This window comes from Pseudoduganella sp. GW821-FHT05F09, from assembly GCF_059419605.1.
The window spans coordinates 413,919-438,488 of record NZ_JBWKSD010000002.1 but is presented as its reverse complement, the minus strand read 5'-3'; the positions used below and the strand labels follow the sequence as shown (position 1 = coordinate 438,488).

The 24,570-nt window shown below is 60.3% G+C and carries 22 protein-coding genes; 3 read left to right on the top strand and 19 right to left on the bottom strand.

The window, feature by feature from the left end; translation table 11 throughout:
* Both AC07S4_RS07270 and AC07S4_RS07265 read right to left on the bottom strand, forming a co-directional pair.
* Complete coding sequence (locus AC07S4_RS07270) at positions 1-723, bottom strand: nucleotide-binding protein (RefSeq protein WP_494986002.1); 723 nt, start codon at positions 721-723, stop codon at positions 1-3.
* 10 nt (positions 724-733) lie between these two features.
* Positions 734-1,111, bottom strand: coding sequence for a hypothetical protein (locus tag AC07S4_RS07265; protein ID WP_494986001.1), 378 nt, complete (start codon positions 1,109-1,111; stop codon positions 734-736).
* 468 nt (positions 1,112-1,579) lie between these two features.
* Between AC07S4_RS07265 and AC07S4_RS07260 the strand changes: the two genes are divergently transcribed.
* Genes AC07S4_RS07260 through mobF form a run of 3 tightly spaced genes read left to right on the top strand, consistent with a single transcriptional unit; the run spans position 1,580 to position 6,555 of the window.
* Positions 1,580-1,936: a hypothetical protein gene (locus AC07S4_RS07260; protein ID WP_494986000.1), complete on the top strand. Its 357-nt coding sequence runs from the start codon at positions 1,580-1,582 to the stop codon at positions 1,934-1,936.
* Positions 1,917-3,665 (top strand): type IV secretion system DNA-binding domain-containing protein, encoded by a 1,749-nt coding sequence (locus AC07S4_RS07255; RefSeq protein ID WP_494985999.1) that lies wholly within the window; start codon positions 1,917-1,919, stop codon positions 3,663-3,665. Before AC07S4_RS07260 ends, AC07S4_RS07255 begins: the two co-directional genes overlap by 20 nt.
* Positions 3,649-6,555, top strand: a complete 2,907-nt coding sequence (mobF, locus tag AC07S4_RS07250) for a MobF family relaxase (protein WP_494985998.1) — start codon at positions 3,649-3,651, stop codon at positions 6,553-6,555. Before AC07S4_RS07255 ends, mobF begins: the two co-directional genes overlap by 17 nt.
* A gap of 711 nt (positions 6,556-7,266) precedes the next feature.
* Here mobF and AC07S4_RS07245 read toward each other — a convergent pair.
* From AC07S4_RS07245 to AC07S4_RS07165, 17 genes are read right to left on the bottom strand one after another with little or no spacing between them, the layout of a single operon-like run.
* The gene (locus AC07S4_RS07245) at positions 7,267-10,113 is read right to left on the bottom strand and encodes a conjugal transfer protein TraG N-terminal domain-containing protein (protein WP_494985997.1); all 2,847 of its coding nucleotides are present in this window, start codon (positions 10,111-10,113) and stop codon (positions 7,267-7,269) included.
* 15 nt (positions 10,114-10,128) lie between these two features.
* Positions 10,129-11,526, bottom strand: a complete 1,398-nt coding sequence (locus AC07S4_RS07240) for a conjugal transfer protein TraH (RefSeq protein WP_494985996.1) — start codon at positions 11,524-11,526, stop codon at positions 10,129-10,131.
* Positions 11,527-11,528: 2 nt separating this feature from the next.
* A complete protein-coding gene (traF, locus tag AC07S4_RS07235) occupies positions 11,529-12,323 on the bottom strand; it encodes a conjugal transfer protein TraF (protein ID WP_494985995.1) in 795 nt (264 codons plus the stop codon).
* Positions 12,320-12,691, bottom strand: coding sequence for a hypothetical protein (locus AC07S4_RS07230; RefSeq protein WP_494985994.1), 372 nt, complete (start codon positions 12,689-12,691; stop codon positions 12,320-12,322). The genes traF and AC07S4_RS07230 overlap by 4 nt, the downstream gene beginning before the upstream one ends.
* 13 nt (positions 12,692-12,704) lie before the next feature.
* Entirely contained in the window at positions 12,705-13,784 is a 1,080-nt protein-coding gene (locus AC07S4_RS07225; RefSeq protein WP_494985993.1) for a conjugal transfer protein TraN, read from the bottom strand.
* A 9-nt stretch (positions 13,785-13,793) separates the two neighbouring features.
* Entirely contained in the window at positions 13,794-14,801 is a 1,008-nt protein-coding gene (locus tag AC07S4_RS07220; RefSeq protein WP_494985992.1) for a hypothetical protein, read from the bottom strand.
* A complete protein-coding gene (gene trbC / locus AC07S4_RS07215) occupies positions 14,798-15,526 on the bottom strand; it encodes a type-F conjugative transfer system pilin assembly protein TrbC (RefSeq protein WP_494985991.1) in 729 nt (242 codons plus the stop codon). Before trbC ends, AC07S4_RS07220 begins: the two co-directional genes overlap by 4 nt.
* The gene (gene traU, locus AC07S4_RS07210; RefSeq protein ID WP_494985990.1) at positions 15,523-16,557 is read right to left on the bottom strand and encodes a conjugal transfer pilus assembly protein TraU; all 1,035 of its coding nucleotides are present in this window, start codon (positions 16,555-16,557) and stop codon (positions 15,523-15,525) included. The genes trbC and traU overlap by 4 nt, the downstream gene beginning before the upstream one ends.
* Positions 16,541-17,170, bottom strand: a complete 630-nt coding sequence (traW, locus tag AC07S4_RS07205) for a type-F conjugative transfer system protein TraW (protein WP_494985989.1) — start codon at positions 17,168-17,170, stop codon at positions 16,541-16,543. The genes traU and traW overlap by 17 nt, the downstream gene beginning before the upstream one ends.
* Positions 17,157-17,678 (bottom strand): S26 family signal peptidase, encoded by a 522-nt coding sequence (locus AC07S4_RS07200; RefSeq protein ID WP_494985988.1) that lies wholly within the window; start codon positions 17,676-17,678, stop codon positions 17,157-17,159. The genes traW and AC07S4_RS07200 overlap by 14 nt, the downstream gene beginning before the upstream one ends.
* Positions 17,679-17,686: 8 nt before the next feature.
* Complete coding sequence (locus tag AC07S4_RS07195) at positions 17,687-18,085, bottom strand: hypothetical protein (protein WP_494985987.1); 399 nt, start codon at positions 18,083-18,085, stop codon at positions 17,687-17,689.
* Positions 18,082-20,682 (bottom strand): type IV secretion system protein TraC, encoded by a 2,601-nt coding sequence (traC, locus tag AC07S4_RS07190; protein ID WP_494985986.1) that lies wholly within the window; start codon positions 20,680-20,682, stop codon positions 18,082-18,084. The genes AC07S4_RS07195 and traC overlap by 4 nt, the downstream gene beginning before the upstream one ends.
* Complete coding sequence (locus AC07S4_RS07185) at positions 20,679-21,242, bottom strand: TraV family lipoprotein (protein ID WP_494985985.1); 564 nt, start codon at positions 21,240-21,242, stop codon at positions 20,679-20,681. The genes traC and AC07S4_RS07185 overlap by 4 nt, the downstream gene beginning before the upstream one ends.
* Positions 21,243-21,256: 14 nt before the next feature.
* Positions 21,257-22,039, bottom strand: coding sequence for a DsbC family protein (locus tag AC07S4_RS07180; RefSeq protein WP_494985984.1), 783 nt, complete (start codon positions 22,037-22,039; stop codon positions 21,257-21,259).
* Complete coding sequence (locus AC07S4_RS07175) at positions 22,017-23,297, bottom strand: TraB/TrbI/VirB10 family type IV secretion system protein (RefSeq protein ID WP_494985983.1); 1,281 nt, start codon at positions 23,295-23,297, stop codon at positions 22,017-22,019. Before AC07S4_RS07175 ends, AC07S4_RS07180 begins: the two co-directional genes overlap by 23 nt.
* Positions 23,290-24,015, bottom strand: a complete 726-nt coding sequence (locus AC07S4_RS07170; protein ID WP_494985982.1) for a type-F conjugative transfer system secretin TraK — start codon at positions 24,013-24,015, stop codon at positions 23,290-23,292. The genes AC07S4_RS07175 and AC07S4_RS07170 overlap by 8 nt, the downstream gene beginning before the upstream one ends.
* The gene (locus AC07S4_RS07165) at positions 23,990-24,568 is read right to left on the bottom strand and encodes a TraE/TraK family type IV conjugative transfer system protein (RefSeq protein ID WP_494985981.1); all 579 of its coding nucleotides are present in this window, start codon (positions 24,566-24,568) and stop codon (positions 23,990-23,992) included. The genes AC07S4_RS07170 and AC07S4_RS07165 overlap by 26 nt, the downstream gene beginning before the upstream one ends.
* Positions 24,569-24,570 lie beyond the last annotated feature (2 nt).

The window sequence follows — 24,570 nt, the reverse complement described above, 5'->3', positions numbered from 1 at the left end:
TCAAAGCCCTGCCGCTTCCAGCTGGCCGTACAGGGTCTGGCGGATCATGGCAAGCCGTTGCCTCGGCATGATGCCGAAGAGTGGCGACTCCATCGCTTGCTGGAAGGTGAGCTTTTGCTTTCCCAGCATCTCGAGATCCTTGCCGAACGTATCGGGGTTACCCTTCTCGATGTGCACCAGTCCCCTTATGCGGTCTTGGTTCTCGCGATACAGCGCGGATTCAGGGAAAGCTTTGCCGTTGCGCGCCACTTCGCCATAAAACCCATTGAGCCAAACCACCACGGGTGCCGGCTGGCTCCGCAGCATGACGGACAGGCCGTGCAGCGTGTCCTCGAATGCCTGGCCGCCTGTCAGTACAGAGTGGATCAGGACTTCCTTTCCCGCCGACTGCAGCAACTCGATAGCCCGATTCTCAACCAGGTAGGCCATCAACGGCACGAAGGTGGACGCACCGTTATCAATCACGCAGGTGCACTCGTTTTCCAGAATATCTTCCATCAGGCTGTCGAACACCCGGGAGTCGATGGTGTTACTGCCATTCATGATATTGACGCGCGTGGTTTCAAATCCGTTGTACTGGGTCAATGTGTCGTTCACCGGATCGGTATCGAATGGGCGTGCGCCACCCCGTCGATCCGAAAAATACTGAACCAAAATTGCGGAAACTAGGGATTTTCCTACGCCGCCTTTTCCCTGCAAAACAAAGTGAACCTGGGGTGCCATGACCGTTCTCCTACCATTTGGGATCGTTCTCTTTGGATCGGTGCGTCCAGCTGAATTTTGGCAAATCCGTTGGATTATTTCCTGTTGAAGAAATCGTCTCGTCATTGCGGCCTGAGGGGGGATTTTCAGATCTGGCGCTGGTACCTTCATTTTCGGCTCTGCCGGGATTCGCGCATTTGATATTGATCAAATGGCTGCGTTTTTTTCGGTGTATAAAATTATATATTTCCATGCGCGTGCAAATCACATTATTTTCCAGCAAGTATTCTCGGATTTTTTGATATGAAACTCTGGCGTGGAATAACTCTATGATTTCCTTTTCCCACTTTTCGAGCTTGCCTTTTCTCGCTTGAATTTTTTCCAGAAACTTTTTTGTTGTTGTCGCCATGATGTGCTCCAGAAACGCATGGGGGTGAAATGATGAAGATTCAAAATATTGAAGTGGGGCTAGCGCTTTTCTTTCGTTGCCGGGAAACGACCTCGGCAATTGCTCACGCGAGAATCGTTCATTTAATACTAGCCTGCAGTGCATCCCCCGTGTATCCCGTCCGTATGCTATTTGCAGAATGTTTGATCTATTCGTACCCGATCTGTATCCCGTTCGTCCCTCAGAACGCTGAACCTTCCCCAAAACGAACTCCCGGATACCTAACCCCGCGAGGAAAAAGCCAGCCACAGGAGCGCGGGGAGGCCCCGCTTGCCCCCTCTGCGGCCTCACACATCACGCAACCTCCGGTTGCCGCGCAAAGCCGCTCTGCGAGCGGTTTTGCGCGTCATATGCTGCCGAAGTCCCGAGTCATATCGGCTCAGTAGAAAAACCAAAGCAACCCAACCAGCAAAGGCGAAAGGAACTCATATGAAGACCCGCGAATTGATCAGTGTCACGGTTCCCGTCGAGCTGGCTGCCTGGATCGCGAAGCAGGCGGGCGCCAGGCGCATGAGCAAAAGCGAAGTGACCTCCCGGCTGCTGGCACGGGGTATCCAGGCAGAATCCATAGAAGAGACGGTGGCAAGGATCGCGGCCGCCGCGAACTCCAGCACGTTGCGCGAAGTGCTGCGCCAAACCTTTGTGCTGCGCTACATCGTGGAAGGCTTGGCAAAAGGCAGCATCAGGATGCCGGAGACGTTAGGGACCGACGCCCTGAACTGGGCGGATTCGGAGCTGTTAAAGTCGTTGCACTCAGGAGGCCAAAATGAGCATCAGCCGCAATGAGAAGCGCCACCAGTTCACGCGCGGCGCAGAGGTGATGCGCCATGAATTCGGCCTGTATTTCAGCGCCATCTTTTTCAGCTTTGTGATTGCCTGTTTGACCGCCACAGGTACCAGCATCTTCGCCGCCAACGCAGCGCTATCGGACGACGAAAGTGCACTATTAACAGCCAGGCTGGCCGCTGAATTCGAGGTCATGGTTGGCAGGCCAGCTGCTGAAGTGCGAATCGTCTTGAAGCGCGCAGGCACCGAAAAATTGCACGTCATGCCAGCCGAAAGACTGCTGGCAGTTTCAGCGCCCGAGTGGAAAGAAATCACCCGGAAATTGAAGATTTGCCTCTGGGTCTCGCTGGCCGTGGGCGTTGCCCTGTTCGTCATTACCAACTGGGCCTGGCGCCGCTTCGGCCGACGCGTTGCCACCGACGAAGTAGTCCGCGGCACGATCATGGCTAGCGCCGACAGTGTAAAGCAGGAGCTGCTGAAAGCCGGCAAAGCGAGTCCCGTTCACATAGCAGGTGTGCCGCTGGAGCGGGGGAAGGAAGTACTCAATACCGGCATCTGCGGCGCCATCGGCACGGGCAAATCGGTCGCGATTTCTGCTGCCCTGGACGACATCAGAACTGCCGGCTGCCGGGCGATCATCTATGACGCCACCGGAGAGTACCTGCAGCATTTCTACCGGCCGGAGCGCGACGTCATCCTCAACCCGTTCGATGTGCGGAGCCCGTCCTGGAAACCCTGGAATGAGGTCCGCAAGCCCTACGACTATGCAAACCTTTCCGAGTCGTTCATCCCGGTCATGAACCGGCGAGAACCATTTTGGGAGGAGGGCGCCCAGGCAGTGATCGAGGATATCCTAAGCCGGCTGGCCAAGAGCAACCAGGCGACCAACCGGCGCCTGGTCGAAGTGATCAACGTCCTCACGCTCAAGGAGATCCAGGAGATCGTCAAAAAGCTTCCCGGCGCAGTCTACATGGATCCCGATGCGGCAAAGACGGCACTGGGCATCAGAATGAATGTAGTGCGCGCGGCGAAGGCGATGCGCTACCTGGCCGACGGCTCGCCGGAAGACCAGTTTTCGATCCGGGACTGGATCCACAATGAGCAGGGCGATGGGTGGCTGTTCCTGTCGACATCGGAAAGCATGCTGAAGACGATGCGTCCACTGGTGACAGCCTGGGTGGACATTGTGCTGCGGTCCATCATGTCGCTGCCGCCATCGCGCGACCGGCTCATCTGGCCTGTTGTCGACGAGCTCGATTCCCTGCATCAGATCAGCATGCTGAAGGAGGCAATCACCCGCGGCAGAAAGTACGGTCTGGCAGCCCTGCTGGGCTATCAGAACATTGCTCAGCTCCGCGAGAGCTACGGCGAAAACGATGCGCAAACCATCACATCCATGCTGCGAAGCCGGCTGATCCTCGGCGTGCCGGATTACCTGACCGCCCAATACCTTTCCCAGAGTTTGGGGGCGCAGGAGATATACGAAAAGGACGAGAACATTTCGTACGGTATCGATTCAACGCGGGACGGCGTGACAATCGCCACTGGCAGGGAACAGCGGGATCTGGTGATGGCGGCGGAGATCCAGGGGCTGCCTGACTTGAGCGGTTTTCTTCGGCTGGCCGGGCGCAACGAGGTGATGCGCGTGGCGTTCGACGTCAAAGAGCGGCCGCGCGTGGCAGAACCATTCATCGAAAAAGAGGTCATTCCATATGCTCTCGATGACTAATTTGTCCAGTGTGGCGAGCGCGGCCACCTACTATGCAGAGGACAATTATTACAGCAAGGACGAGAACCAGGCTAGCTCGGTCTGGGAAGGCAAGGGGGCCGGGGCACTCGGCCTGTCCGGGACGGTCGATCCGTCGGACTTCGAGCAGGTACTTGCCGGCCAGCTTGGCGACACCCGGCTGGGGCGCGTGACTGGAACCGGGCCGGATGGTGAGCTACTGCGGGAGCACCGTCCGGGCTTCGACATCACGCTGTCCGCCCCGAAGTCGGTGTCCCTGGTGGCCGAAGTCGCGGAGCAACGCGACGTCCGCGCTGCGCACGAGGCCGCAGTGAGCAAGGTGCTGGACTACATCGAGCGCCATCTGGTCGGGGCCCGTGTCACGGAGGCCGGCGCTACGCGATTCGAGCAAACCGGCAACCTGATCGCTGGCCGCTTTCACCACACCACCAGCAGGGACCTCGACCCCCAGACACATACCCATCTGGTCATCGCTAACGCAACGCAAACGCCGCAGGGACACTGGCGGTCCATCTCCAATGAACTGATCTACAAACACCAGAAGCTGCTGGGGAACATCTATGACAGCGAGCTGAGCGCCAATTTGCGCGAACTGGGCTACCGGCTGGAAGCGACGCCGGCGGGGCGCTGGGAAGTCGCAGGCATCACGCGCGAGCAGGTGGAACATTTCAGCCGGCGCAGCGAAGCGATAGCAGAGCGACTTGCGAAATTCGGCCTGTCCCGTGCCACCGCCAGCGCGGCACAGCGCGAGGACGCTGCGCTGCGCACGCGGGATCCCAAGGCGAAAGTCGACCACGCGCTGCTGCGCGAAGAGTGGAAGGCGCGGGCCGCGGAGGTGGGAATCGATTTCGACAAGATCGAGGCGGCGCGCCGCCTCGGGATCGAGATGCCCACGGATCCGGCGCTACGCGAGGACAAGGCGGAGCAAGCGGTACGGTTCGCGATCTCCCATTTGACTGAACGGGAAAGCGTGGTAGCGCGCGCCGACGTGGTTCAGTCGGCATTAAACCACGCGGTGCAGGAGGCCGCGTGGGCGGGCGTGCGCATCGAGCAGATCAACGCCGCCGTGAATAATCAAGTAACTGGCGGTGCGGCGCTGGCAGTCACCTTGGAGAGCCAGGAGGAGGGCATTACGACGCCACAGGCGCTTGAGCGGGAGCGGGTGATGTTCTCCTTGCTGGAACGCGGTCGCGGCGCTGTGGGCCCGATTATGGCCTCTGGCGGGATCGATTCAGCCATCGAGCAGTTCGAGGCAAAGCGTACCGCCGAGACGAACAGTCCGTTCCGGCTGTCCGGCGGCCAGGAGGACGCGGCACGGGCTTCGCTCGGATCGGCTGACCGGTTTGTCGGCCTTCAGGGCTATGCAGGCGTCGGAAAGTCAACGCTGATGGAACTGGTGCGCGCCGCTGCGACAGAGGCAGGTTTCACAGTGCGGGGCATGGCGCCCAGCGCACAGGCGGCGATGGCGCTGGAGGCAGAATCCGGCATCGAAAGCGTCACTACGGCGCGCTTTCTGCTGAATGAGGGTCGCAGGGCCGTTGAAGCCGAAAGGCCCAAGCCAATCGAGCTTAAAGTCTTTGGAGCCGTTGACCTGAAAGGGACGGACTACCGGACTTTGAGAATCGAGCTGCCGGTGGCGCCCCGGACCGGGTACGGCAGCAAGGAGCTCTGGGTGATGGACGAGGCGTCCCTTGCGGGACAGCGCGAAATGACGCAGTTGATGGACATGGCGGAGCGCGCTGGCGCGCGATTGCTGTTGGTGGGCGACCGTTTGCAGCTGAATGCCGTCGAGGCGGGAAAGCCCTTTGAGCTGCTGCAGCGCGCCGGCATCGACGGGGCCGAAATGGCGGACATCAACCGCCAACAGGTCGCTGACCTGAAGCGTGCCGTGGCTGCGGCCGTGGAGCGGGACAACGCCAAAGCGCTCGCCCATCTGTCCGGACGCATTGTAGAGATAGGGAGCAAACAAGCACTGCTTGGCCGGATCGTCAGCGACATCCTCGAAAAGCATCCTGGAGAAAGGGATAAGGCACTGCTGATCGTTCCACTCAACGCCGACCGCCACGCGATCAACCAGCAAGTACGCAATGGCCTGCAGGCCCGCAGCGAGATAGGCGCCGACCAGGTTTCTGCTACGGTCCTAATACCGACAGGGTTCACTGACGCACAGAAGCAGTCGACGGTGTACTACGAACCCGGCATGGTTGTGCGGTTCGGGCGCGACTATCGCAGCCTGGACATGGCGCGCGGTGCTTATGCCACGGTACTTCATACGGACCGAGCGCAGCATGCTGTGGCCCTTGCGGCTGAGGATGGCCGGCGGGTTGTCTGGAGTCCTGAAAAACACGGGAAGGTCGAGGTGTACGAGCCGGAGCAGCGCGCCTTGGCGCAGGGAGACGAACTGCGGTTCACGCGCAACAACCAGGAACTCGGGGTGACAAACGGCACGCTGGGCAAGGTGGTCGGCATCGGGCCGTCGACTATCGTGCTCGGCACGCCGAAGGGACAGGTCGAACTGACGCTTGGGGAAAAGGCTCACGCGCACTGGGACTTCGGATATGCGATGACCGTCTACGGCGCCCAGGGCAAGACCACCAGCGACGCCAACCTGCTCATCACCGCCGACAGCGGCAAGGCGATGGGCGAGCGGTCGTTCTACGTTGGCATTACCAGGGCCAGGACGGACATGACGATCTACACGGACTCGAAAGAAAAGGCGATCGAATTGATACAAGAACAGCAAAACAAGAGCAGCGCGGCGGAGGCATGGGGCAGAACGGCGCCAGCGCAGGTAGCGGCCAATGACGAGGGCGGCAGCGCCAAAGCTGGTAAGGGCCAGTCTGGCTCGCGCGGCGTCGGGGCTGAGCGTTAGAAAGGCGGAGCAAACGGAGCAACCCGCGGGCCGCCGAGGTCTAATCACTTCAAGGAGAGAAAAATGATAAAGGCGATATTTGTAAGCGTGCTCATTATTACGAGCACTGCGGGCTTCGCCCGTGCTGACGACACGCCCGGAAGCAATGCGGGAGGAACCGAAAAGGTGTGTGCTGTCGGTGTCAGTGAGCAAAATGAGCAAGGATTGACAGATATGTTGAAAAACTGTCGGCGTGGGGATATTCTAAGTATTGGCTGGTTGCGGGCGACGCTAGCCATGCAGCTGTGTGACTTTTCGAAAGCGGTCCTATACCACCCTGTGGAAAGTCGAGTTGTTGCGTGTGTATACAACGGAGCACGCAGGCCAATAAACAAATAGCATTCGTGGCGCGGAGGTGTTATGAGTAACCATACATTATCGAAGGAGCAAGCCACCGCAATCGCAGACGAGATTTTGGCGCGGGAGCCGAGATTTAAAGATTCCCGACTAGCCAAATTCGCCGTAGCGGCAAACAGGCTTGCCACGTCTAGCCTTGGAAACGGTGTTTTTCCAGTTGATGGACCTAGTCCTTTTTCATCGCCTGCGGCCCCCGCTTGGGATGCGTTTCATCGGGAGAGCATGTTCAAGTAGTCGAAGCCTTGATTCGTGGTTCTCCCCCAATGCAGTCGCTGCGACAGTATGGAAGGGCACAACCGCCGCCAGGGTGATGTACTATGGTTTCCCGGGCAGTGGTTTTTTCTCAGCATCACCGAATAGTTCACGATGAACCGTGTCCTGTTGGTCGGCCACACTGCTCTTTTCCGGTACTTCATTAGTGCCCCGTATTCCTGGTATTTGCTGGCCGCGGTTCAAAATTTCAGCGGACTGCTGTTTTTGCTCGTTGAAATCAGTCTTGGCACTTACTTGCTTATTCGCTATATTTTCCCTCGTCTCCCGAGTCGCAAAGTCAACAAGGTCGTGAACGGCGTTGTGCACCTCTTTTTGCGTGTACCCTTTCTCAGAAACAAAGTTTTGATGCTTTTTAAAGGCGACGCCAGTGGTGTCAACAGGGGCGCCAATACGCCTCGATTCAGTCTCGATGGATTTCCCACTCAATGTGGCGGAACCGGTCTGGACTTGTTGCAAACTCGGCGATACACGTGCCACTGTTGGCATCACGTCGAAGCTTGTCTCTGCCAAGTAGCGCGCCGCCATACGTGCGGCTTGCTCAGGGTTGGTCTGGTACAGCATGTTGAAGGCATCTAGTGTGCCGTCTTCGTGCATGCGCCTGGCGAGGTAGCCAACGTAGTCCATTGACGAATGCAGCCAAGTTTCGGAAACTGTGCTCGCGCGGTGTGACAATGAATAGGCTTGCGATTGTGCCGTCTCTGCATTCCGTGTGTGCTGCGTTGCTTTGGTAAGCGCGGCTTCTGCTCCTGCCACGGACTCGTTCCGGTTTTGCGATCCCCACTGATACGCTGAGGAGTTTCTAAAATCGTGTGAAAGCGCCTGTTCGGCGGTCGCGTTACTACTGCGGAGTTGCTCCTTGGCGAAGCCGACAGCAGCGTCGAGCTGCTTTTGCTTGGTGGTATCAGATACCTTGTCGGTATTTATCCCCAGCTTGACGCCACCGAACATTGATGAGCTGGGCCCAATGTGTCCACCGGTGGATAGGGTACCCACAATACGTTGACCTACCGTTGAGTTTGTATCCAGCCCGAGCTTGTGATTGACGTTCTCTGCGATTTGCTGAAGCTCAGAAATTGCTTCACCAGAGCGTGAGTTGCGTGACGCGTCGTCGATATTGCTTGTGCCATGCTGGTCCGCGAAAGCCTTGACAATCCCCATCCGCTCGACGAGCGCGGCGGTGCGCATTTGGGTAGCGGCCGTGGTTTCTCGGTTGGCTACCTCCTGCCGCTCGGCAGCTTCACTGCTCAATGCATTGCCGATCTTCTGGCCGAAGTTAGCGCTGAGCCCGAGTGCGCTTTGATTCCCCTGGAACCGGAAGATGCCGTCGGCTCCTGTGATAGCGGTGCCGCCGGCTGTCGACACCCTGGTGTAACCGCTTGCGACCGACGGCGCGGTGTCGTAGTGATTGGAGTTTACGTTGTTAGTGGCTACGGTGTCGAGCGACACGTTACCTTGGCTAAGGTTACCAGTGGCTACGCTGGCGGATGTGCCGTCACCGGCACTCCTTGCAGGCGCCATCGCGGCATTGAACAGGGCGGAACCTCCGATTTCTCCTGCTTTCACGAGCGCCCAAGCGATAACGGGCAGCATCAGGGTGAGGTAACCGGCTACGGCCGATTCGGATAAGCTATGCTGGCCAAGCTGACCAATATTGACCAAATTGACTGCGGCCGCCTCTGCACTGGATTCCGCGATGCCGACCAATTTCGCGCGCGAGGTGCTGGTCATGGCGAAATTCAGGATGGCGTACAGCGGCGGAATGAGCTGTATCCACACCAGCGACATCACAAAAGCCTTCAGAATCCTTCCCGTTTGTTCGGTGGCCACGATCATCAGCAGGACCACCAACCCAAACACGGCATAGCAGATCAGTTCGATGACGTTGCGTACTGCGGGCGCTGCGCGCTCCGAAACCCTCGCCATGGCCAGATAGTTTGTGTTCGCTGTCATCTCCGCCTGGGCTTGTGCAGCACCCACAATGGCCGCGCTGGTCGCGTCGAGACGTTGCGCCGCCACCATCTGTGAATCGCGCACTGCGTTCAGCGCCATGTTCTGCCTCAGGATGTCGGTCGCCGACCTCGCGATGCTGGTCAGCTGGGTGTAGCTGCTTGCGATTTGTGAACTGAGGAGTGCGCCTGCGACCACATTGTTGGCGGCTTTAGGATTGAGTGCGCGGCCGCGATTCTGCAACGTAAGCGTGGTCTCGGCGGCCCACCTGGCACCAATGTCGGCATACGCGTCGGAGCAGATCATGCTGCCGGTAGCCGAGGTGGAAATCGGGGTGCTCAGGGTGTTGGACGTATTCGTCATCACGGCCCAGATGTCGTCCGTCCTGACAAAGTCGTTTTGGCTAATGCGGCCCGCGATAATGTCGTGATATGTGCAGTTGTTGACGAACTTTATGAGGTCATCGCGGAACGCGGGGGTAGTGGGAACAGTTTGTAGCGTGTCGACCAAAACTGTATTGCCGAACATCAGGCCGTTTTTTTGGAACTGAAGGTCGTCGGGAAGTGCGAACACGGTTTCGAACCCCCTGGTCATGGCATCGCCGATATGGGAGGTTACCGAGGCAAAGAAAGCTAGCCCTAGCGGGACGTTTGCGCGCACCGTGGGGGGCGCTGAACCTGTCCGGTCGATGATGATCACGTCTGCTTTGGGGATCAGGAGGGCAGAATGAACCAGCACCACCATCATTAACCATCTGAAAAAATCGCCAGGATCTTTCGCCTTGCCGAATGCAATACCGACAATGAAGAAAAGAAAGCTCAGCATTGCCACGACACGGAACGCATCCAGGAAGGTGGCGCTGGCAGTGAGCGCAGCGATACCGTCAATCAGCGTCGCCAGCTGGTCAACGTTGAAATAGGCATAGATCTCGAAGGTAGCCATATAGGACTCTCGTTGCTACCTTCCGGCCGCCGCGAACCGCAGGTTGCCCGCCAAGTTTGCCGGCAGGTTGGCGACCAAGTTGCGCTCCATGTAGACGATTTCGTCCGCAATTTTGTTGATCGACTCCACTTTTCCATAGGCCAAGCGTACTTCCTCGCGCGCGTCGGCGCGCAGCCGCTCGACGTTGGCGGCAAGCGTTTTCATGTCGTCCTGTACTAGTGCTGGCGCGTTTGATGCCGCTTGGGAGTACGCTTGTTTGAGTTGATGCGTCGCGTGAATAATGTACTGGTAGGCATACTCCGCGGCGATGAGGTCGGCATACTTGCCAATCCAGATCACGTCCAGTCCCACGTTGGGCGCGGCAGTTGAGACAGCGAGCGCCTTGTAGACGGGCAGGCCGGTCACGTTGATGAACGCGATTTCCTCCGGCGTGAGCCTGGTATTTGTCTTGAACTTGTCGGCGATTGCAACAAGCTTGGCCTCGACTTTTTTTGCGTAGGGTGTCACGGCGATTTCGCCGTCGCCCAGTACCAGGCACGAATCCGGTCCGGTGCCGTCTACGCAGGTGTAAACCTGGAGTTTGCCGTTTTCGTCGCCGCGGATGAATTGGCGAATGGAGATGGCTTTGGGTTCCTTATATTGAGGCGGTTCAGTGGTCGGATCACTTGAGGAGATTACGGTCGTGCCCGACAGCGCCATAAGGATATGTTTGTCGTCCGTGTCCAGCCCGCTAAGCTTGGACAAGGCTCGCCATGCTATGTTGCCAGGTTTGACCTGCTGCAGCGTCGCCGGGTCAGTCACAGCGGCTAGAGCCGCGTTAACCTTCGCGTTGTCGCCCTGGACTTCCGCACGTGCTTCGCTGTGATCGGCGAACAGACCGGTGATCGGCGCGGTGACCTTGGCAAAGTACTGGGATGTGCGTTGCCAGTCGCCGCGCACGCCCCTGGCTAATGCCTCGCCAGCCTCGCAGGAGTTGATGTTCAGCGCGTTCAAGTCCTGCGCGGTTTGCTGTAGCTCGGTCAGGGTCTTGTTTATTTGCGGACTGATGGAGTCCAGCGCGAGCTTGAAGGCATAGGAAACAGCGCTGGAGCCGATGTTCTTCATCATGCTGACCAGCTGGTCCTTGGAAATAAAGGAGAAGGAGCCGGCGAACAGGTCGATCCCGCCGCAGCCCATCTTCAGGCTGGGCAGAGCGACGCTTGCTGGATGGACGTTGCGTTGCGGAACGCGCATGAACAGGTTGCCGCCAGTGACAATATTCATTCCTTGCGCCCGATAGGCACCCGGCCCGGTCGCGTTGCCGAACGCGCCCATCTCGTCGAAAAGCTGCTGCATTCCGCTGTCGCTAGCGTCGGCTACGCGGCATAGCAGGGACGCGGCCACGGCGCAAGTGATAAGTTTTCTGGTAATCATGGTCAATACTCCTGTCCTGGCTGTGTCGACGTGAGCACGTAAACACGATTGACGATTTCCTCCAGCGACATCACGCCGTATCCCAAGGCCTGGACTTTGCCGGTGCGCTTGTCGGCCAGGAAGATAGCGGGGACCGTGGTGACGTTGAGGTGTTTTGCGGCGCCGTTGTCCAGCGTCGCATTAGGGAATTCGGGAAGGCTGCCACCGTCCAGGGAGACTGGGAATATTTCGACGCCGTAGTTGCGTTGATACATGCGCACTATCGGGGCCAGCTGGTGGCAATAAGTGCAGTCTCCCTTGAAGAAGAAGAACAAGCCGTGCGTCCGTGCCAGCTGCTCCGATGCGGCCGTTCGCTTGCCATCGCGTTGTGCGTCGTAGGCGGCAATCGCCATCGCATTGCTCGGCCGGCTGCGCAGGCTGTAGTCCAGCTCGGGCGTGGTCCAGACCGTGCGGCGGAATACGTCCGAAAAGCGGCTGGCGCGATCCATTGCGTACTGCTGCAGGAAGAGGTATTCCTTTACCGCCTCGGGGGACTGCTGTTCGACTGCGACAGCGAGCAGGCGCTCTATCTCCGCACCCAACTCCTTGTTGGAGAGCTGCGCGTAGGGCTTCCTTGGTTTCGGTTTCTTTCGTTCGTCCGGCGGCTTGGGCGGCGCGTACCACAGGAACCCGCGTTCAGGATCGTGCCATGTCGACCCGCTCCAGTAGGAAGGGGTGCCATCTGCTGCGTTCACGCCAGCCGGGGCGACCAGCGCGGCCGTCATTGCCAGAACGGCGAACTGGGTTTGGATGCTCATTTTTTCCTCCGCGTCAGCGCGGCTGGTGGATAGCCGTCGCTGCAGATGTTCAGTTGGGTGGACCAGGCGTAGGGAGTCGGCAGGGCCGAGCCGGGGAGCAGGGCAGCTTCCTGCTGGAAGTCGAGCTGTACCCGCGCGCAATCCGGCTGCTCGAACAGGTAGATGCGCGTTACTTCCAGCGACAGCGCCCCGGTTGCATTCAGCCTGCGGCGCGTCTCTTCCGCGATGGGGCCTTGAATGTTCCCGCTCGCGTGTCCGTGCTCGATGGCGCTGCGCACCAGTTGCGGCACGGATGCGCAGGCAACGTGTCCGGCACTGGCCATCACGGCGGCCATCGCGGCAAGCGCGACCAACTTCGGTTTCAGCATGATCTGCGCTCCCTCAGTGTCCGAAATACGAATCGACCTTGGCCGCGGCGCGTTCGACGGTCGCGGCTTCGTCGGGTGTGGCAGGCTTGATATCGGCATAGAACTCGCTGAAGTCCACCACCGAGAGATCCATTGCCTGGAACTGGGCGATGGTCAATCCCTGGCAGGACGGGTGTTCTGGCGTGCCCCAGCCCAAGCCTGGAATCTGCGTGCGCGCCGCCTGGTTGATGATCTTGGCGATTTTGCTGTTGAAACAGCAGTAAGTCTCCTTGTGCTGAATACATATTTTTGCCAATAGCAGGTTGATCTTCTTGGAGCAGTACTCCCCCACGTAATGGCATAGGCGGTGATCACGCCGTACGGCCACCAGCACTTCGTCGCTGTCGCACGTGAGCATTTGCTGCACCACCATGAAGGCGATCGACAGCGCAAACGAGGTGGGATCGAATCCAAATACCAGCGAGCTCTTCATGCCGCCGCCGCTGAGAACGTCGAAGACGTAGGCGCTGCCACCCTGGATGGCCAGATTGGTAAGGCCGTTGGTGGGGGAGGAGGCGCCTTTGCAGCAATTCTTCAGCAAGCTCTTGGCGCAGCGCTTGTCTTCCCCCCGGAAGACCTGGAAAGTACTCTCGTCGACGTACACGCCGGCCTCGCGGGCGACCTCCATGGCAGTAACCGCCTTTGCGAAGTCGGGGTCCGGCACACTGCCTGTGTCGAAGCACTTCCCTTCGACACAGAATTGCTGGCCCGCGCAGTCGGTGACGGTGGTACTGCTCGCGTCGGCCACTTTGCACTGGTACTCGCGTTGCTCCGTGATGCACTGGAATGTGCCATTGACTGTCACACCGTTCTGGCAGACAGCGCTGCGCACGGTGCATCCTTTGGCGATGGCGTCTCCGCAGGTGTTCCGTACGGTGTCTTCGATGCACGCATACTCGATGCTGTTCTCCCAGCACGGTCGTGTCACGGCCATGCCATCGATAAACACTGTTGACGGCCCCGAACTGCACGTCTGGCTAACCACACCGCACTGCTTGGCAGCGAGCGCGCCACTGCATAGCAGGGATGCCAGAACCATGAGAAGTATGCGCATGGTCGCCCCCTAGTTTTCAATGTCCGCCCTATGGGCGTCCAGGTCGGTGCAGCTGGCATAGTCCCAGGTGTCCTTGAAGACCGGCACCTCGGCCTTTTCCACAAATTGCCCCCCAGGCGTGAAGCAATTCTGGTCGATACGCGGCGCAGTTGTGCAGGAGCCGATTGGCTGGCGCGGTGGATCCAGCTTTTCCGGTACAGGCTTGATTGAACAGGCGGAGGCGTCGTAGCCGTGCAGCGTCGAGGCGCCTCCGCAGTCGTCGTGCCAGATCAGCATTTCCGTGCCGGCGCCGTGCCCCCGGACGGAGCAGGCGGTCCACTCAACCCGGTAGTTGTTGTGCAATGGAATAGTCAGCTTGTCGCCCCGGACAAGGCCAGTGCTGCAGCGTCCGTAGCGTAGGTCTGCGCCGGCCTGGCCGTTGTAGCGCTGCCAGGTGTAGGTGACCTTCAGTGCCACGCTGCACCGCGCCTCGGTGACCGGTCTGCCGACCTGGCAGCGTTCCGTGTCGAATCGCTCCGGCAGACTGGTGGTCTTGCTCGTGCAGGCTGTGTAGCTTCCGGACAGGCCGCTGGTGCCGGCCGTGTGCGCCTCCGCAGTGTTGCGCACATTGCTGCTGCGGATAATCAGCGGGTCGCTGGTTTTGTCGATGGTGTACACCGGGCGCGCGGCCGGATTGCCGGCGACGTAGTTGATGGTGTCGCACTCCTGGTTTTTCATGGCGTCGGAGCCCGGGACGTAGCCGGCGCAGGTGAGCAACTTAGCCTCTCCGGGCGCCTTCAGCGGCGCGCCGTACAAGCCCTTGAGTTCGTTTGTTGTTGCTGCGTCCTGTCCCGGCACGTCCGCCAGTGCGGACGGCGTGATGCCGGACTTGATCGCGGCATTGGCCGGTTTATACGCCTTGCCCTGGTTGAATGCTTCTGCCTGGGTGGTAGGCGGGTCCACAGGCGGCGCGGCGCTGGCGCAGGCCGCTGCGGCGTAGCCTGACAATGCGCACAGGGCTGCGTTGCGCCATTTCATAGCGCGCCCCGAAGTTGCTTGAGCCTGCGCTCGGCGAGCGCCGAGAAGCGCTGGTCGCGTTGCTTGGCCAAGTACTCAAGCGCGTAGTCCAGCGTCACGTCGCCGGCGACGCTGGCGAACGTGTTGCCTGCATCGCAGTCTTTGCCGCACGCCGCAGCCTCCTGCGCCCGGACCGACAAGACGAATGCCGGAACCCGATCGACGGCAAAGCGCTTGAAGAGGTTAGGATCGATCTGGAATTGCGCGCGCGGATACTTTTTGATGAACTGCCCGGCTATTTCGGCAGTTCGCTGCAAGGATCCGTCCACCACGCCGCGCAGCACCAGGGTGGCGCCGGCCTTGTCGGCCTGCGCTGCCAGCCTTTCGATGGATTCGGACGGCATCGAAAATGACACCATGATGAACAGGGCCGTGTCGTCCTGCTGCAGCGTTGCCGCGTAGCGCTGCGCTACTGCTGCCGGATCCGGCGCTGCGAGCATCGGCGGGGTGGCGACCTCCGGGAGCGCCTGACGCAATTGCCGGGCCTGGCGTTCCGCCTTGTCGATTGCCGTGCCGGAACGGGCTACTTGCCTGGCGGCTTCGCTTGCTATGCTGGCGTCATCGGGCAACGCTTGCGCCGGGGCCGCGCGGATGGTGCCGGCAAACAGCAATGCCGCCAGGAGGCAGGCGGATTTATGCTGTGCTGAACTAGCCATGATCGGTTCCTTGTATATTGTGCGGGTCATCTTTTCCAACCGTATAGGCGTTCGCAGCAATTGCGCTTGCGGTACATCATGTAGGCGAAGTCTTCGCCTTTGATCGGGTACTCCTTGGCGGCGCCCCAGAGGTGGGTAGTGCGCCCCAGCGGTTGGCAGCAGCGGCCGTCCGGTCCCTTGCCTTGCGGACTTGGATACAGCATCGAGTACTTGTAGATGCGCTTGTCCAGGATGGGCGCCGGGTAGAGCCCGCACCAGCCCGGGGGGCCATTGCCAGCAAATGCGAGAAACTCGCGGTGCAGCTTCATCGCATAGCGCTGCACGATCAGGGAGGAAGCCTGTACGCCCCCGACATGAGACTGCACGTGCCCGTTCAAAGGGTACATCGAACCCTGGCAGCCGCCGCACCATTGCATCGGCGTCAGTGGAAAACCGACCGTTGCCGCCACGCAGTCGGCAGCGCACGCGGCTTGCGCCGCCGGATTCGCGAACAAGAACACGTCGGGGCTCAGGATCACGGCCAGCTCGTCGTCGTTCCACGCGGGATCGAGCTCGGTCACATAGGCGATGTCGAATCCGCCTTCCTCCAGACAGCTGGTTTCGGAAAGCACTTTAAGCCAATACAGCACCGGATTGACGTACCAGTGAGCCTGGTAAAGTGTGGTGCGCGATGCCCTGCGGCCTTTGTTGCCCTGGCCGACCGCGGGTGTCGGGGCGGAGAAACCTGAGCCCATCTTGATACCGCCAAGGGACGTGAAACACCACGGCGTGCGGGTCACATCGACCTGGCGCGCCGGCTCCCAGAAGCCGATACTGACGCCGATTTTTCCGAAGGGCGGTGGGCCGCAGGCGCAGATGGGCGAGCCGACGTTTTCAATGTCCTCCTGTCCCATCTGCAGGATCGGTGCGCTGCCGATAGAGATCGGAAAGATGCACGACCAGCAGATGTCCGTGATCGGGTTCATGAATTTTCCGCTGCATGACTGGCCGAAAGCCGAGGGGGCGCAGAACAGGCAGGCCAGCAGCACGGCGGCCGGCGCAGTGTTAGAGAGCGATTTCATCTATCCTCAACCTTTTTCCTTCCTGCACCACGATGGCTGGGACAAAGCGAATACCCAGCTTGCGGATCAAGGCGCTTTGCTGATCGAAATACACCGGTGCCTGCCATTCCTTCATCAAGTCGAAATAGCTGCCACCGACGAGAATAGGTTTGGCCAGACCCTCGCGCCTGTCGATGAACCGCTTGGCGAACGCAACTTGCGACGGATCACGTCCATCGAAGAAGACAAGAGGGCGCGACAAGCTGACCCTGTCCAGGGGATTGACTGTTGTACCTGCGGCGACCAGGATCTGTCCACGGTCATCGGCGATGCTGTCGGCGGCGGTGTAGGTCGGGTCGTAGTACAGGGTTCGGTTCTTGGTGGCTTTCGACACGGACAGCAGCGGGGCTGGGTTTTCCAGCTTGCGCTGGATCAGTGTCGAGCGCTCCTGCTGCAAGCGCTGCGCTTCACCGCTGGCAACCTTGTCGGCCACCTTTTGTTCGATCCATGCCAGCATGTCGGCCTCCCGCACCGCATAGGTGGGGCCGATGTTGCCGTAGTCGCCGCCGGCGGCGAAGGCGGCGGCGCTCGTGAGCACCATAAACACGCAGCGGCGCATGTTAGAAGAGCGCATACGCCCTCCCCACGATAAGTGCTGATGGAATCAGCCCTGGCTGTCGGTAGCGGCTGTCTAGACTATCAGGGTGCGCCGCGGCCGCATAAATGAAGCCGTTCGGGATGACGCCTGGTTCCACCGGCTGTAAAGGCACGCCTCGGCTGCTGTAGGGCTTGGCGCGGCCCACCGGCCGGCCGTCGATGAAGACCTGGCCTTGTCGGACCGACACAGTCTGGCCCGGGAGTCCGGCAACGCGCTTTACGAAGATCCGGCCGCGGCGATAAAACTGGTTGCTTTGCCACTCGAATGCGACATAGTCGCCCACCGCCACCGGTCTTGTATCGAGCACCACCCAGTACATCGCGTGGGGCAAGCTGTTGGACATATTCAGTGCCAGGCGGTAGTGCCCGTAGCACCAGACGTACAGGGCGGCGGCAAGGGAATAGGCCCACCACCGGCGACGCAGGTGAGCGCGCATGGACCATCCGATAGCGATCCATTTGTCCAGGGAGGGGAGGAGGAACATGGCGCGCCTCATCGCTTTCCTGCTAGCCGTGCCACTAGCACAGGGGTCATGTCGTCGAGCTGGCCGGACACTACGGCTTCGCGCATCAGCAGAACGCAGCCACACTCTTTGCTGAGTTCAACGGCTTCGCGGTCCAACCGCTTGCCAAACTCCTGGGCCCTCGCCATCGCGGCGGCCCTGGCACGGGCATCGACAGCCCCACTGGCTAGCTGGGCTACCGATGATTCCTGCTGCTGGCGCACAATGGCAGCCAGATCGACCACCGCAAAGCGCGGGCTGCGTTCCCGCTGGAGTAAGCGGGGGCCGGCCATGGCCACGGCAAACGCGACAAAGGCGCTGGCGACGCAGAGCAGCACGATGCTGCGCGCGCTGGGACCCATGTCGCGGACGGTGCTTTCGGAGTTCATGCTGCAGCTCCTTGTTGGCCCAGGCGGTCAGCGAGCACTGAATTGATTGCTTCGGTAACGCCCATTCCCAGGTCGCGATAGTGCTGAATGGCATTCCAGTCCGTTGGATCGGTGCTGTATGCAAGCAGCGAGAAAGGATCGACCAGCAGGCGGCCGATCCCTGAGCCCATTGGCGAATGGATGAAGATCTCGGAGTAAAGTCCTTGTTCGGTTTTCACCGACGAGAGGATGCGCTTGCTTCCTTCGTCAAGTTTGAGCTTGCCGCCGCGGTCGAGCTGTTCTATCGATTCTTTTTTCTGTTTGAGCAGGAACAGCCAGTCGGCGTTGTCCAACGAGGCCTGCGCTGCCTGGTTCTTGTAATAGTCCTCGACGGACTGGGTCAGCGTGCCGAATGCGCCGCCGTACTTGCGTACGCGGCGGTAGCCGACCTCGATGAACTTGCCCGAGTTCGCGCCGTCCATCATGTCCCAGGCTTCGTCGATGATGCATACCTTTTTGCGGTCGCGGCGCTCGTGGTACATGACCTGAGTGATTTTGAACATCATGATGAACAGGATGACGCTCTGAAGGTCTTTCTTGGAATTGAGCTCCTCCAGCTCAAGCACAACGAAATCGTTGTCAAAATTGACGTTGCTCTGGCCTTCGAAGTACTTGCCGTACATCCCGGCGGCAGTGTACGGAAACAGCTGCTCGCCCAGGCGCTGCGCGACCGGATCGTGGTGCTCCTTGAGCCAGTCTGCAATATCACTCACCGTCATGCGGTTGCGTTTGGCGGCCCATTTTTCGGCAATGGCGATCTCGATCAGCGAGCGGTCATGGTCGCTTAGCGTGCCGGATGGGGATGCCATCTGCGCGACAACAGGCTTAATCATCTCCATGTCCTCGTGGATATCCACAATGGTGTCGAAAGGGTTGACGCAGATCTGGTAGCCGTCGCGCTTGACGAACTCGATATACTCCCCGTCGTAGCGGCGGCAGATCTTCTCGTAGCTGCGGCCGACGTCGATAATCATCACTTTGGCGCCTACGCCGAGATAGGCCGTGGCAATCTCGTTCGCCAGCAGCGACTTGCCAGAACCAGAGGAGGCCGCGCATGCGAAGTTGTAGTTGCCTCCCTTGTTGTCGAACAGGTCGAGGCCCATCAGCTGTCCACGCCGCCCGACGAAGTTCAGCACCGGCGTCGGCGTGCCCTTCCACTCACCGATCAGCGGCGCGAGGTTGACGGCGTTCATCGTCGTCTTGCGGCAGCTCAAGCCGACGCGCTTGTAGAATTTCTGCATGGTCGGCGTGAAGCCGAGCGGCAGCGACGTCAGGATGCCCGGCACCTGCATGTACTGCTGGCTCACCAGGTTGAAGCCGCGCGCGCGCCAGATCGAGCGCGCCGCATTTTCAGCCGCCTCGATTTCCTTCGGCGGCGCCATCAGCAGCACCTGGTGATACATGTCGACCTCGCCCATGCCCAGGGCATACGACTGGTTTACGATATCCCAGTCGCGCTTTTTGTCCTGGAATTCGGGCATGAAGCGCGCCATCGGCGACACCGAATTGGTCGTCGCCCGGGCACCTTTCATCTGGGCGATGTTTTTATGGTCTGCCTGATCCAGTATGTGTACTCCCATGGTGATGACAAACGGGCAGGGATAGCCGAGCTGGCCCTGGTAGAAGTCGCCGATCAGGTTCCCCATGCCCCAGAGCGGGAAATCCTTGGGGTAGCCGTTCACGCTGTACAGACGGCTATGCACCTCGCTGGCATCGCCCGGCCGGCCGTAGCGCAGAGAGCGGCCGTCATCGGTCGGGCGGCAGATCGTATCCTGGTCAACTATTTGGTGCCGGATCAGCCGGCCCGCATCATAGGATTTCCTGTAGTGTGCCGAGCGGCTCTGCAGTTTGTTCGGGTTGGTCAGTTCGTAGCACCAGTTGATCAGTTCTGTGGGGCTCCAGTTCCAGCAGTCGAAATTGGCAGCTTTTAGCGTGGCATGTAGGCCGTCGCGCATCCTCACTAGTTCGTCGATGACGTTGGCATCGCGCGGGTCGCATTGGCGGGCGATGGTCATGACCACGCGCAGATCGCGCAGCAGGAACGGCAGATGCGGGACGAGCCGCTGCATTGTGCCGCCGAGGTAGTGGCTGATCCTGCGCCGCGTCATCACCCGGTAGATGTTGTCGCTGCGCTTGTCGCCGGCATCGCCTGGCGCCGGCACGATTGCATGCCGAAGCAGGGCCGATTGCTTCAGCTTGTCGATGATGCGTGTGCCGCCATACAGGCTGATCTGGATGTAAGTGCCCCCGGGGGCGCTGCCGAAAATGGGGGCCAGCACGTTGATCATTTCCTTTGTGGCGCCGGTTTGCGGGGTGATCTCGATGGCCATCCCGAGCGCCTCGTTCTTGCCCTTGGGGTTGCGCTCCCCGGTGTCGAGCACGAATAGTTCTTCGGCGCGGTTGAAGGCGCAATACGGCAGGATGGCGCCAAAACTTTCGGTGTTGGTGATTTCCCGCATTGCCTTCAACGGAGTCGGCTCGTAGTGGTCCTCGCGCGCCGATGCGGTGAAACCAAAAATTGGGTTGAGCAGGTTGCGGATAGCATCGCCGAGGTTCATTTCGTCTCCTCGGAGTCGTCCGGTACACGCGCGGCCTCGCGCGCTGAGGCCTGGGCGCCGACGTTGTCGCGGACATGGGCTAGCGAACCCGCCGACTGGGAACCCGCTTGCCCGGCCGTCTGGGTCTTGCCCATTGGCCTGAGCTGGGTCATGGTTTTTTGGACCGTGGCCTCCCTGCTGCGTTCCACCAGCCATCTGCCTGGATCGACCATCACATACATGTAGCTCTGGTCGTGCAGGGTGTCGTCCTCGTCGCGCCAGGGGGCAAGCCAGATGCGCAGCTGGCGGGGCTGGCTGCGGATCGGCATGCCTGCCGCCATGACGGGAAAGGATGCGGCGCCGGCCGCCGATGGTTGCGCCGAGACCTGCGGACGCGGCGACCGCTGAAGTCCCGGGACGTTGTTTTGCTGGACGTTTGCGTACACGCCACTGACCGAGGTGCACGCGATGCCATCGGGCGCCTTGCAGGCGAACTTGGAGTTCGAATCGGCGAACCCTGTAATCGAGCCGCATGCGCTGACCATGACCGCGGCGGCGCACAAAACGAGCAAGCGCATCATATTGTTCTCCTCAGTCAGTTGCGTGCGAGCCGACGTTCCAGGCTGGCAGTGTCCAGCGCACCTGTTGCCTGATCGCCGTTGGCGAACAGGATGAATGGTGTGCCGTTGATGCGGGCGTTGGCAGCGAACGCGACGTTGCGCTCAATCGGGGTATCGCAACGGGCCGCCGGCGGCGCTTTTCCATTCCTCATGTACGCCTTCCACGCGGCGGTCCGGTTCTTCGCGCACCAGATAGCCTGCGCGACGTCAGCAGCTTCCGGGTGGAGCGTCGCAATCGGGAACAGGAATGTGTAGACGGTGACGTTGTCCAGCTGGTCCAGTGCTTTTTCCAGGTGCCGGCAGTAAGGACAAAGCGGGTCGGAAAACACAGCCAGCTTTCGTTCGCCATTGCCGCGCACTGTCTTGATGGCGTCGCGCAGGGGCAGGTCGCCGAAGGCCAACTTTGGGCGCGCCGCCTCGGCTTGCGGGCTGGCCAGTTCTTTCTTGCCGGCCGTGATGTCGGTCTGGGTTTGCATGTCGTACAGGTGGCCAAAGATGAAGTGCCGGCCTTCGTCGGTCACGTAGGCAACGTTGGCACCCATCCATACTTCCCACAGCCCCGGTACGGCGCTGCGCTGGATGTCGCCGAACCTGGTGTTCGGATAGCGGGCGGTGAGCGCCTGCCGCATGGCGACTGTTGCCGGGTCGCTTGCGGGCGCTTGGCCGCCATCGGCGCCGGTGGCGAGGGTGCTGATGGTGAGCGCTGCTACGACGACCGCCTGGCGCGCATATCGGCTATTCATTCTTGAGTTCAGCATCGTAGGTTACTCCTTGGGTGAGGACGACATCGACCACGCGCTGGGCATCGATCTCGATTACAGGGAACATTTTTTCGGCCAGCGAGATGTAGTAGTTCGACAAGCGGTCAAGCGCGCGGCCTACGCCGGACCCGATTCCGGACTGGAACTCCTGGCCCGGCTTGATGGTGGTGGTCGAACCTAGCGCCGACACGGACTGAATCTGCGAGGACCGTTCGAGCCCTGTTCCTATCCCGGACACGACGCCGGCCAACAACGCGTTGCCCAGCACCTGTCCTTGCTTGCTGACCAGCCTGCCGCGCATGCCGGCCTTGCCGTCTTCGCCGACGATGTAACCCTTGATCGGTATATCCAGTACGGTGCCGTCCTTGGCGACGCAGGACAGGTATTCGGTGCGGATCATGCCGCGCTCGCTGCTCAGCTCCCCGTATCCGGCCGCTGTAATCAGGCAGCGGTCCCAGTCGTAGCGGTAGCGGTTCGGCAGGACGGCCAAATCAACCAGCTGCAGCAGCACCGGATGCGGATTGGACTGGGCCTGGCCGCCGGTCGGGGCATCCAGTCCCGCCAACAGGACAGCACGGCCGAACATGCCGGATGGCAGGTAGTTCTGGGTGTTTTTTTTCCCTTTGCTTAGTCCGTCGCTGGACGCGCGCGGGCCTTGAGCCGAAACGGGTGCGTCTGCTGCCCGATTCAACCTGACCGTGAGAATGCCGCCTGCTGGTGGCATGCCTGCGCTCTTTGTGGACGGCGGCAGATTGCGCTTTGTTCCTGGCGCTGACGGCGCGTCCGGCTGCGTTGTACTCGGGGCCGCTTGGCCGGCGACCGGTGCCGATGGCGCGCCTGCGGGATAACCCTGTTGGGGACGCTCCACGCTTTTCTCGTACTCGGCAAGTCGCTTGTCCAGCTCGGTGTCGCTCAGCTGCTCGGCCGACTTTGCGGTCTTGGTGCCGGCGTCCTTGTCCCCCAGGCGTGCCTTCAGCAAGCGGTTTTCCGCCTCCAGTCCGCTCAGCTTTGCTTCCATGGTATTGAGCCGGGTGTCGGATACCCCTCTCCAGGCGTCTTGCGGATCGACCTTCTCGCCGGGCGCGATGTAGGACTTGGTGTGTATGTCGGCTTTGCGGGTGACACCTGCTGGCGGTTCGGCGTCAGTGGCGAAGAACACGCCGATGGCGGCCGCCGCGAAGATACCGCACAGTATGGCGATGACCAGGGCGATCTGGCGGCGCTTTGCGCGCTGTGTGGGGGGGATGCTATTCATTTGATTTTTTCTCCCGGATTACATACAGACGGGTTGCAGCGCCTGGTGCCAGATTCAGCTGGTCGAGGGCGATTGCGGCAGCGCCTTTGCGGTAGAATTCGCGCTCGTCGAGCACCATCGGCTCGCTGGAAACGTTCGCAACCAGATAGCGCTCGCCGACGATGTCGCCTGCCGTGTACTGGACTTCGAAGGTCATTGCAGTCTCTTTCCACAGATCGAGTCGGCTGCCGATATGCTTGACTTGCATATCGTCGGGGAGTTCGTCGTTGGCCATGGCCGTGACGATCCGCTTGACCGCCTTGTCGTAGCTGGTACTCTTGAGCTCATTGCGGCCAGCAGGCGCTTTCGCCTTCAGCTGTTTGATGATGATCGAGTCGGCGGGCGTGTCGACGATCTGGAGGACCAGGGTGTAGGTGTTCCCTGCGTCCGTGGTCAAGAATCCGTTGATGGGCTTCTCGGCGCCGGATGGAACTGACAGGAATAGTTGGCCTGTTTCGTCGTCGGGATCGATGCCCAGCTCCCCTTCCTTGACGCGCAGCGATGCAACGCGACCCTGGTCCACCGCCAGCCTGGTCATTTCCTTCTTGCTCAGCTTGGCATAGACAGTGGTACCGTCGCCGGCTTCGATAATTTGCACCGCGGCTGTATGTTGCGCGAATACCGCCAGCGCGAACGCAAGGGCGACGCCAGCCTTACCTTTTTTGTGCAAGTGGATCATTGGAGGCCGCCTTTTCATGGTTTGCAATGTAGAAGCGCCCGCCGGAATGGACGAATTCCATCACGTAGGTTGCGCTGCTGGGGAACGGCTTGCCGCCGACGATGGTGGTCAAGACGCCGGTGAACGCGACACGGCGGTTTCGGGGATCGGTCTGCACTTCGCGGGTCGCAAACATCTGACTGGCGCCGTCGCGCTTGACGCGCGCCTCGTCCTCGTCGCATCGTTTCTTGTATTTGTCGCGGTCCTTGGGCAGCACGTAGTTCAGGTACTGCCTGCACGCCTGCTTTACCGTTTCCGGGGTCACGTTCAGGGGGAGGTTGTTGATGAACATGCCCAGCTCTTCGAAATACTCTGGGGAAGCGTCCTCGCTGCTGATCCAGAAAGGCCTGTTGATTTCGGGCGGCAGAAAGGCCGTCTTGGTCTCGCCGGTTTGGGCGCGTATCGAGCTGGCCTGGATAAGGATGATCGCGATGCACGCGGCCAGCAGCCACAGTAGCTTGCGGCTCCTGCGCTTTTCCATGTCCAGCTCGCCAAAATATTTATCTGTATCCATGA

Excerpts from the sequence above, each read along its gene's own strand:
- AC07S4_RS07225 (WP_494985993.1), bottom strand. The coding sequence starts at position 13,784 with ATGCGCATACTTCTCATGGTTCTGGCATCCCTGCTATGCAGTGGCGCG.
- AC07S4_RS07180 (WP_494985984.1), bottom strand. The coding sequence starts at position 22,039 with ATGCTGAACTCAAGAATGAATAGCCGATATGCGCGCCAGGCGGTCGTC.
- AC07S4_RS07200 (WP_494985988.1), bottom strand. The coding sequence starts at position 17,678 with ATGTTCCTCCTCCCCTCCCTGGACAAATGGATCGCTATCGGATGGTCC.
- AC07S4_RS07220 (WP_494985992.1), bottom strand. The coding sequence starts at position 14,801 with ATGAAATGGCGCAACGCAGCCCTGTGCGCATTGTCAGGCTACGCCGCA.
- AC07S4_RS07255 (WP_494985999.1), top strand. The coding sequence starts at position 1,917 with ATGAGCATCAGCCGCAATGAGAAGCGCCACCAGTTCACGCGCGGCGCA.
- traU (WP_494985990.1), bottom strand. The coding sequence starts at position 16,557 with ATGAAATCGCTCTCTAACACTGCGCCGGCCGCCGTGCTGCTGGCCTGC.
- trbC (WP_494985991.1), bottom strand. The coding sequence starts at position 15,526 with ATGACCCGCACAATATACAAGGAACCGATCATGGCTAGTTCAGCACAG.
- AC07S4_RS07165 (WP_494985981.1), bottom strand. The coding sequence starts at position 24,568 with ATGGATACAGATAAATATTTTGGCGAGCTGGACATGGAAAAGCGCAGG.
- traW (WP_494985989.1), bottom strand. The coding sequence starts at position 17,170 with ATGCGCTCTTCTAACATGCGCCGCTGCGTGTTTATGGTGCTCACGAGC.
- AC07S4_RS07245 (WP_494985997.1), bottom strand. The coding sequence starts at position 10,113 with ATGGCTACCTTCGAGATCTATGCCTATTTCAACGTTGACCAGCTGGCG.
- AC07S4_RS07185 (WP_494985985.1), bottom strand. The coding sequence starts at position 21,242 with ATGATGCGCTTGCTCGTTTTGTGCGCCGCCGCGGTCATGGTCAGCGCA.
- traC (WP_494985986.1), bottom strand. The coding sequence starts at position 20,682 with ATGAACCTCGGCGATGCTATCCGCAACCTGCTCAACCCAATTTTTGGT.
- AC07S4_RS07195 (WP_494985987.1), bottom strand. The coding sequence starts at position 18,085 with ATGAACTCCGAAAGCACCGTCCGCGACATGGGTCCCAGCGCGCGCAGC.
- AC07S4_RS07170 (WP_494985982.1), bottom strand. The coding sequence starts at position 24,015 with ATGATCCACTTGCACAAAAAAGGTAAGGCTGGCGTCGCCCTTGCGTTC.
- AC07S4_RS07175 (WP_494985983.1), bottom strand. The coding sequence starts at position 23,297 with ATGAATAGCATCCCCCCCACACAGCGCGCAAAGCGCCGCCAGATCGCC.
- mobF (WP_494985998.1), top strand. The coding sequence starts at position 3,649 with ATGCTCTCGATGACTAATTTGTCCAGTGTGGCGAGCGCGGCCACCTAC.
- AC07S4_RS07230 (WP_494985994.1), bottom strand. The coding sequence starts at position 12,691 with ATGCTGAAACCGAAGTTGGTCGCGCTTGCCGCGATGGCCGCCGTGATG.
- AC07S4_RS07270 (WP_494986002.1), bottom strand. The coding sequence starts at position 723 with ATGGCACCCCAGGTTCACTTTGTTTTGCAGGGAAAAGGCGGCGTAGGA.
- AC07S4_RS07240 (WP_494985996.1), bottom strand. The coding sequence starts at position 11,526 with ATGATTACCAGAAAACTTATCACTTGCGCCGTGGCCGCGTCCCTGCTA.
- AC07S4_RS07265 (WP_494986001.1), bottom strand. The coding sequence starts at position 1,111 with ATGGCGACAACAACAAAAAAGTTTCTGGAAAAAATTCAAGCGAGAAAA.
- AC07S4_RS07260 (WP_494986000.1), top strand. The coding sequence starts at position 1,580 with ATGAAGACCCGCGAATTGATCAGTGTCACGGTTCCCGTCGAGCTGGCT.
- traF (WP_494985995.1), bottom strand. The coding sequence starts at position 12,323 with ATGAGCATCCAAACCCAGTTCGCCGTTCTGGCAATGACGGCCGCGCTG.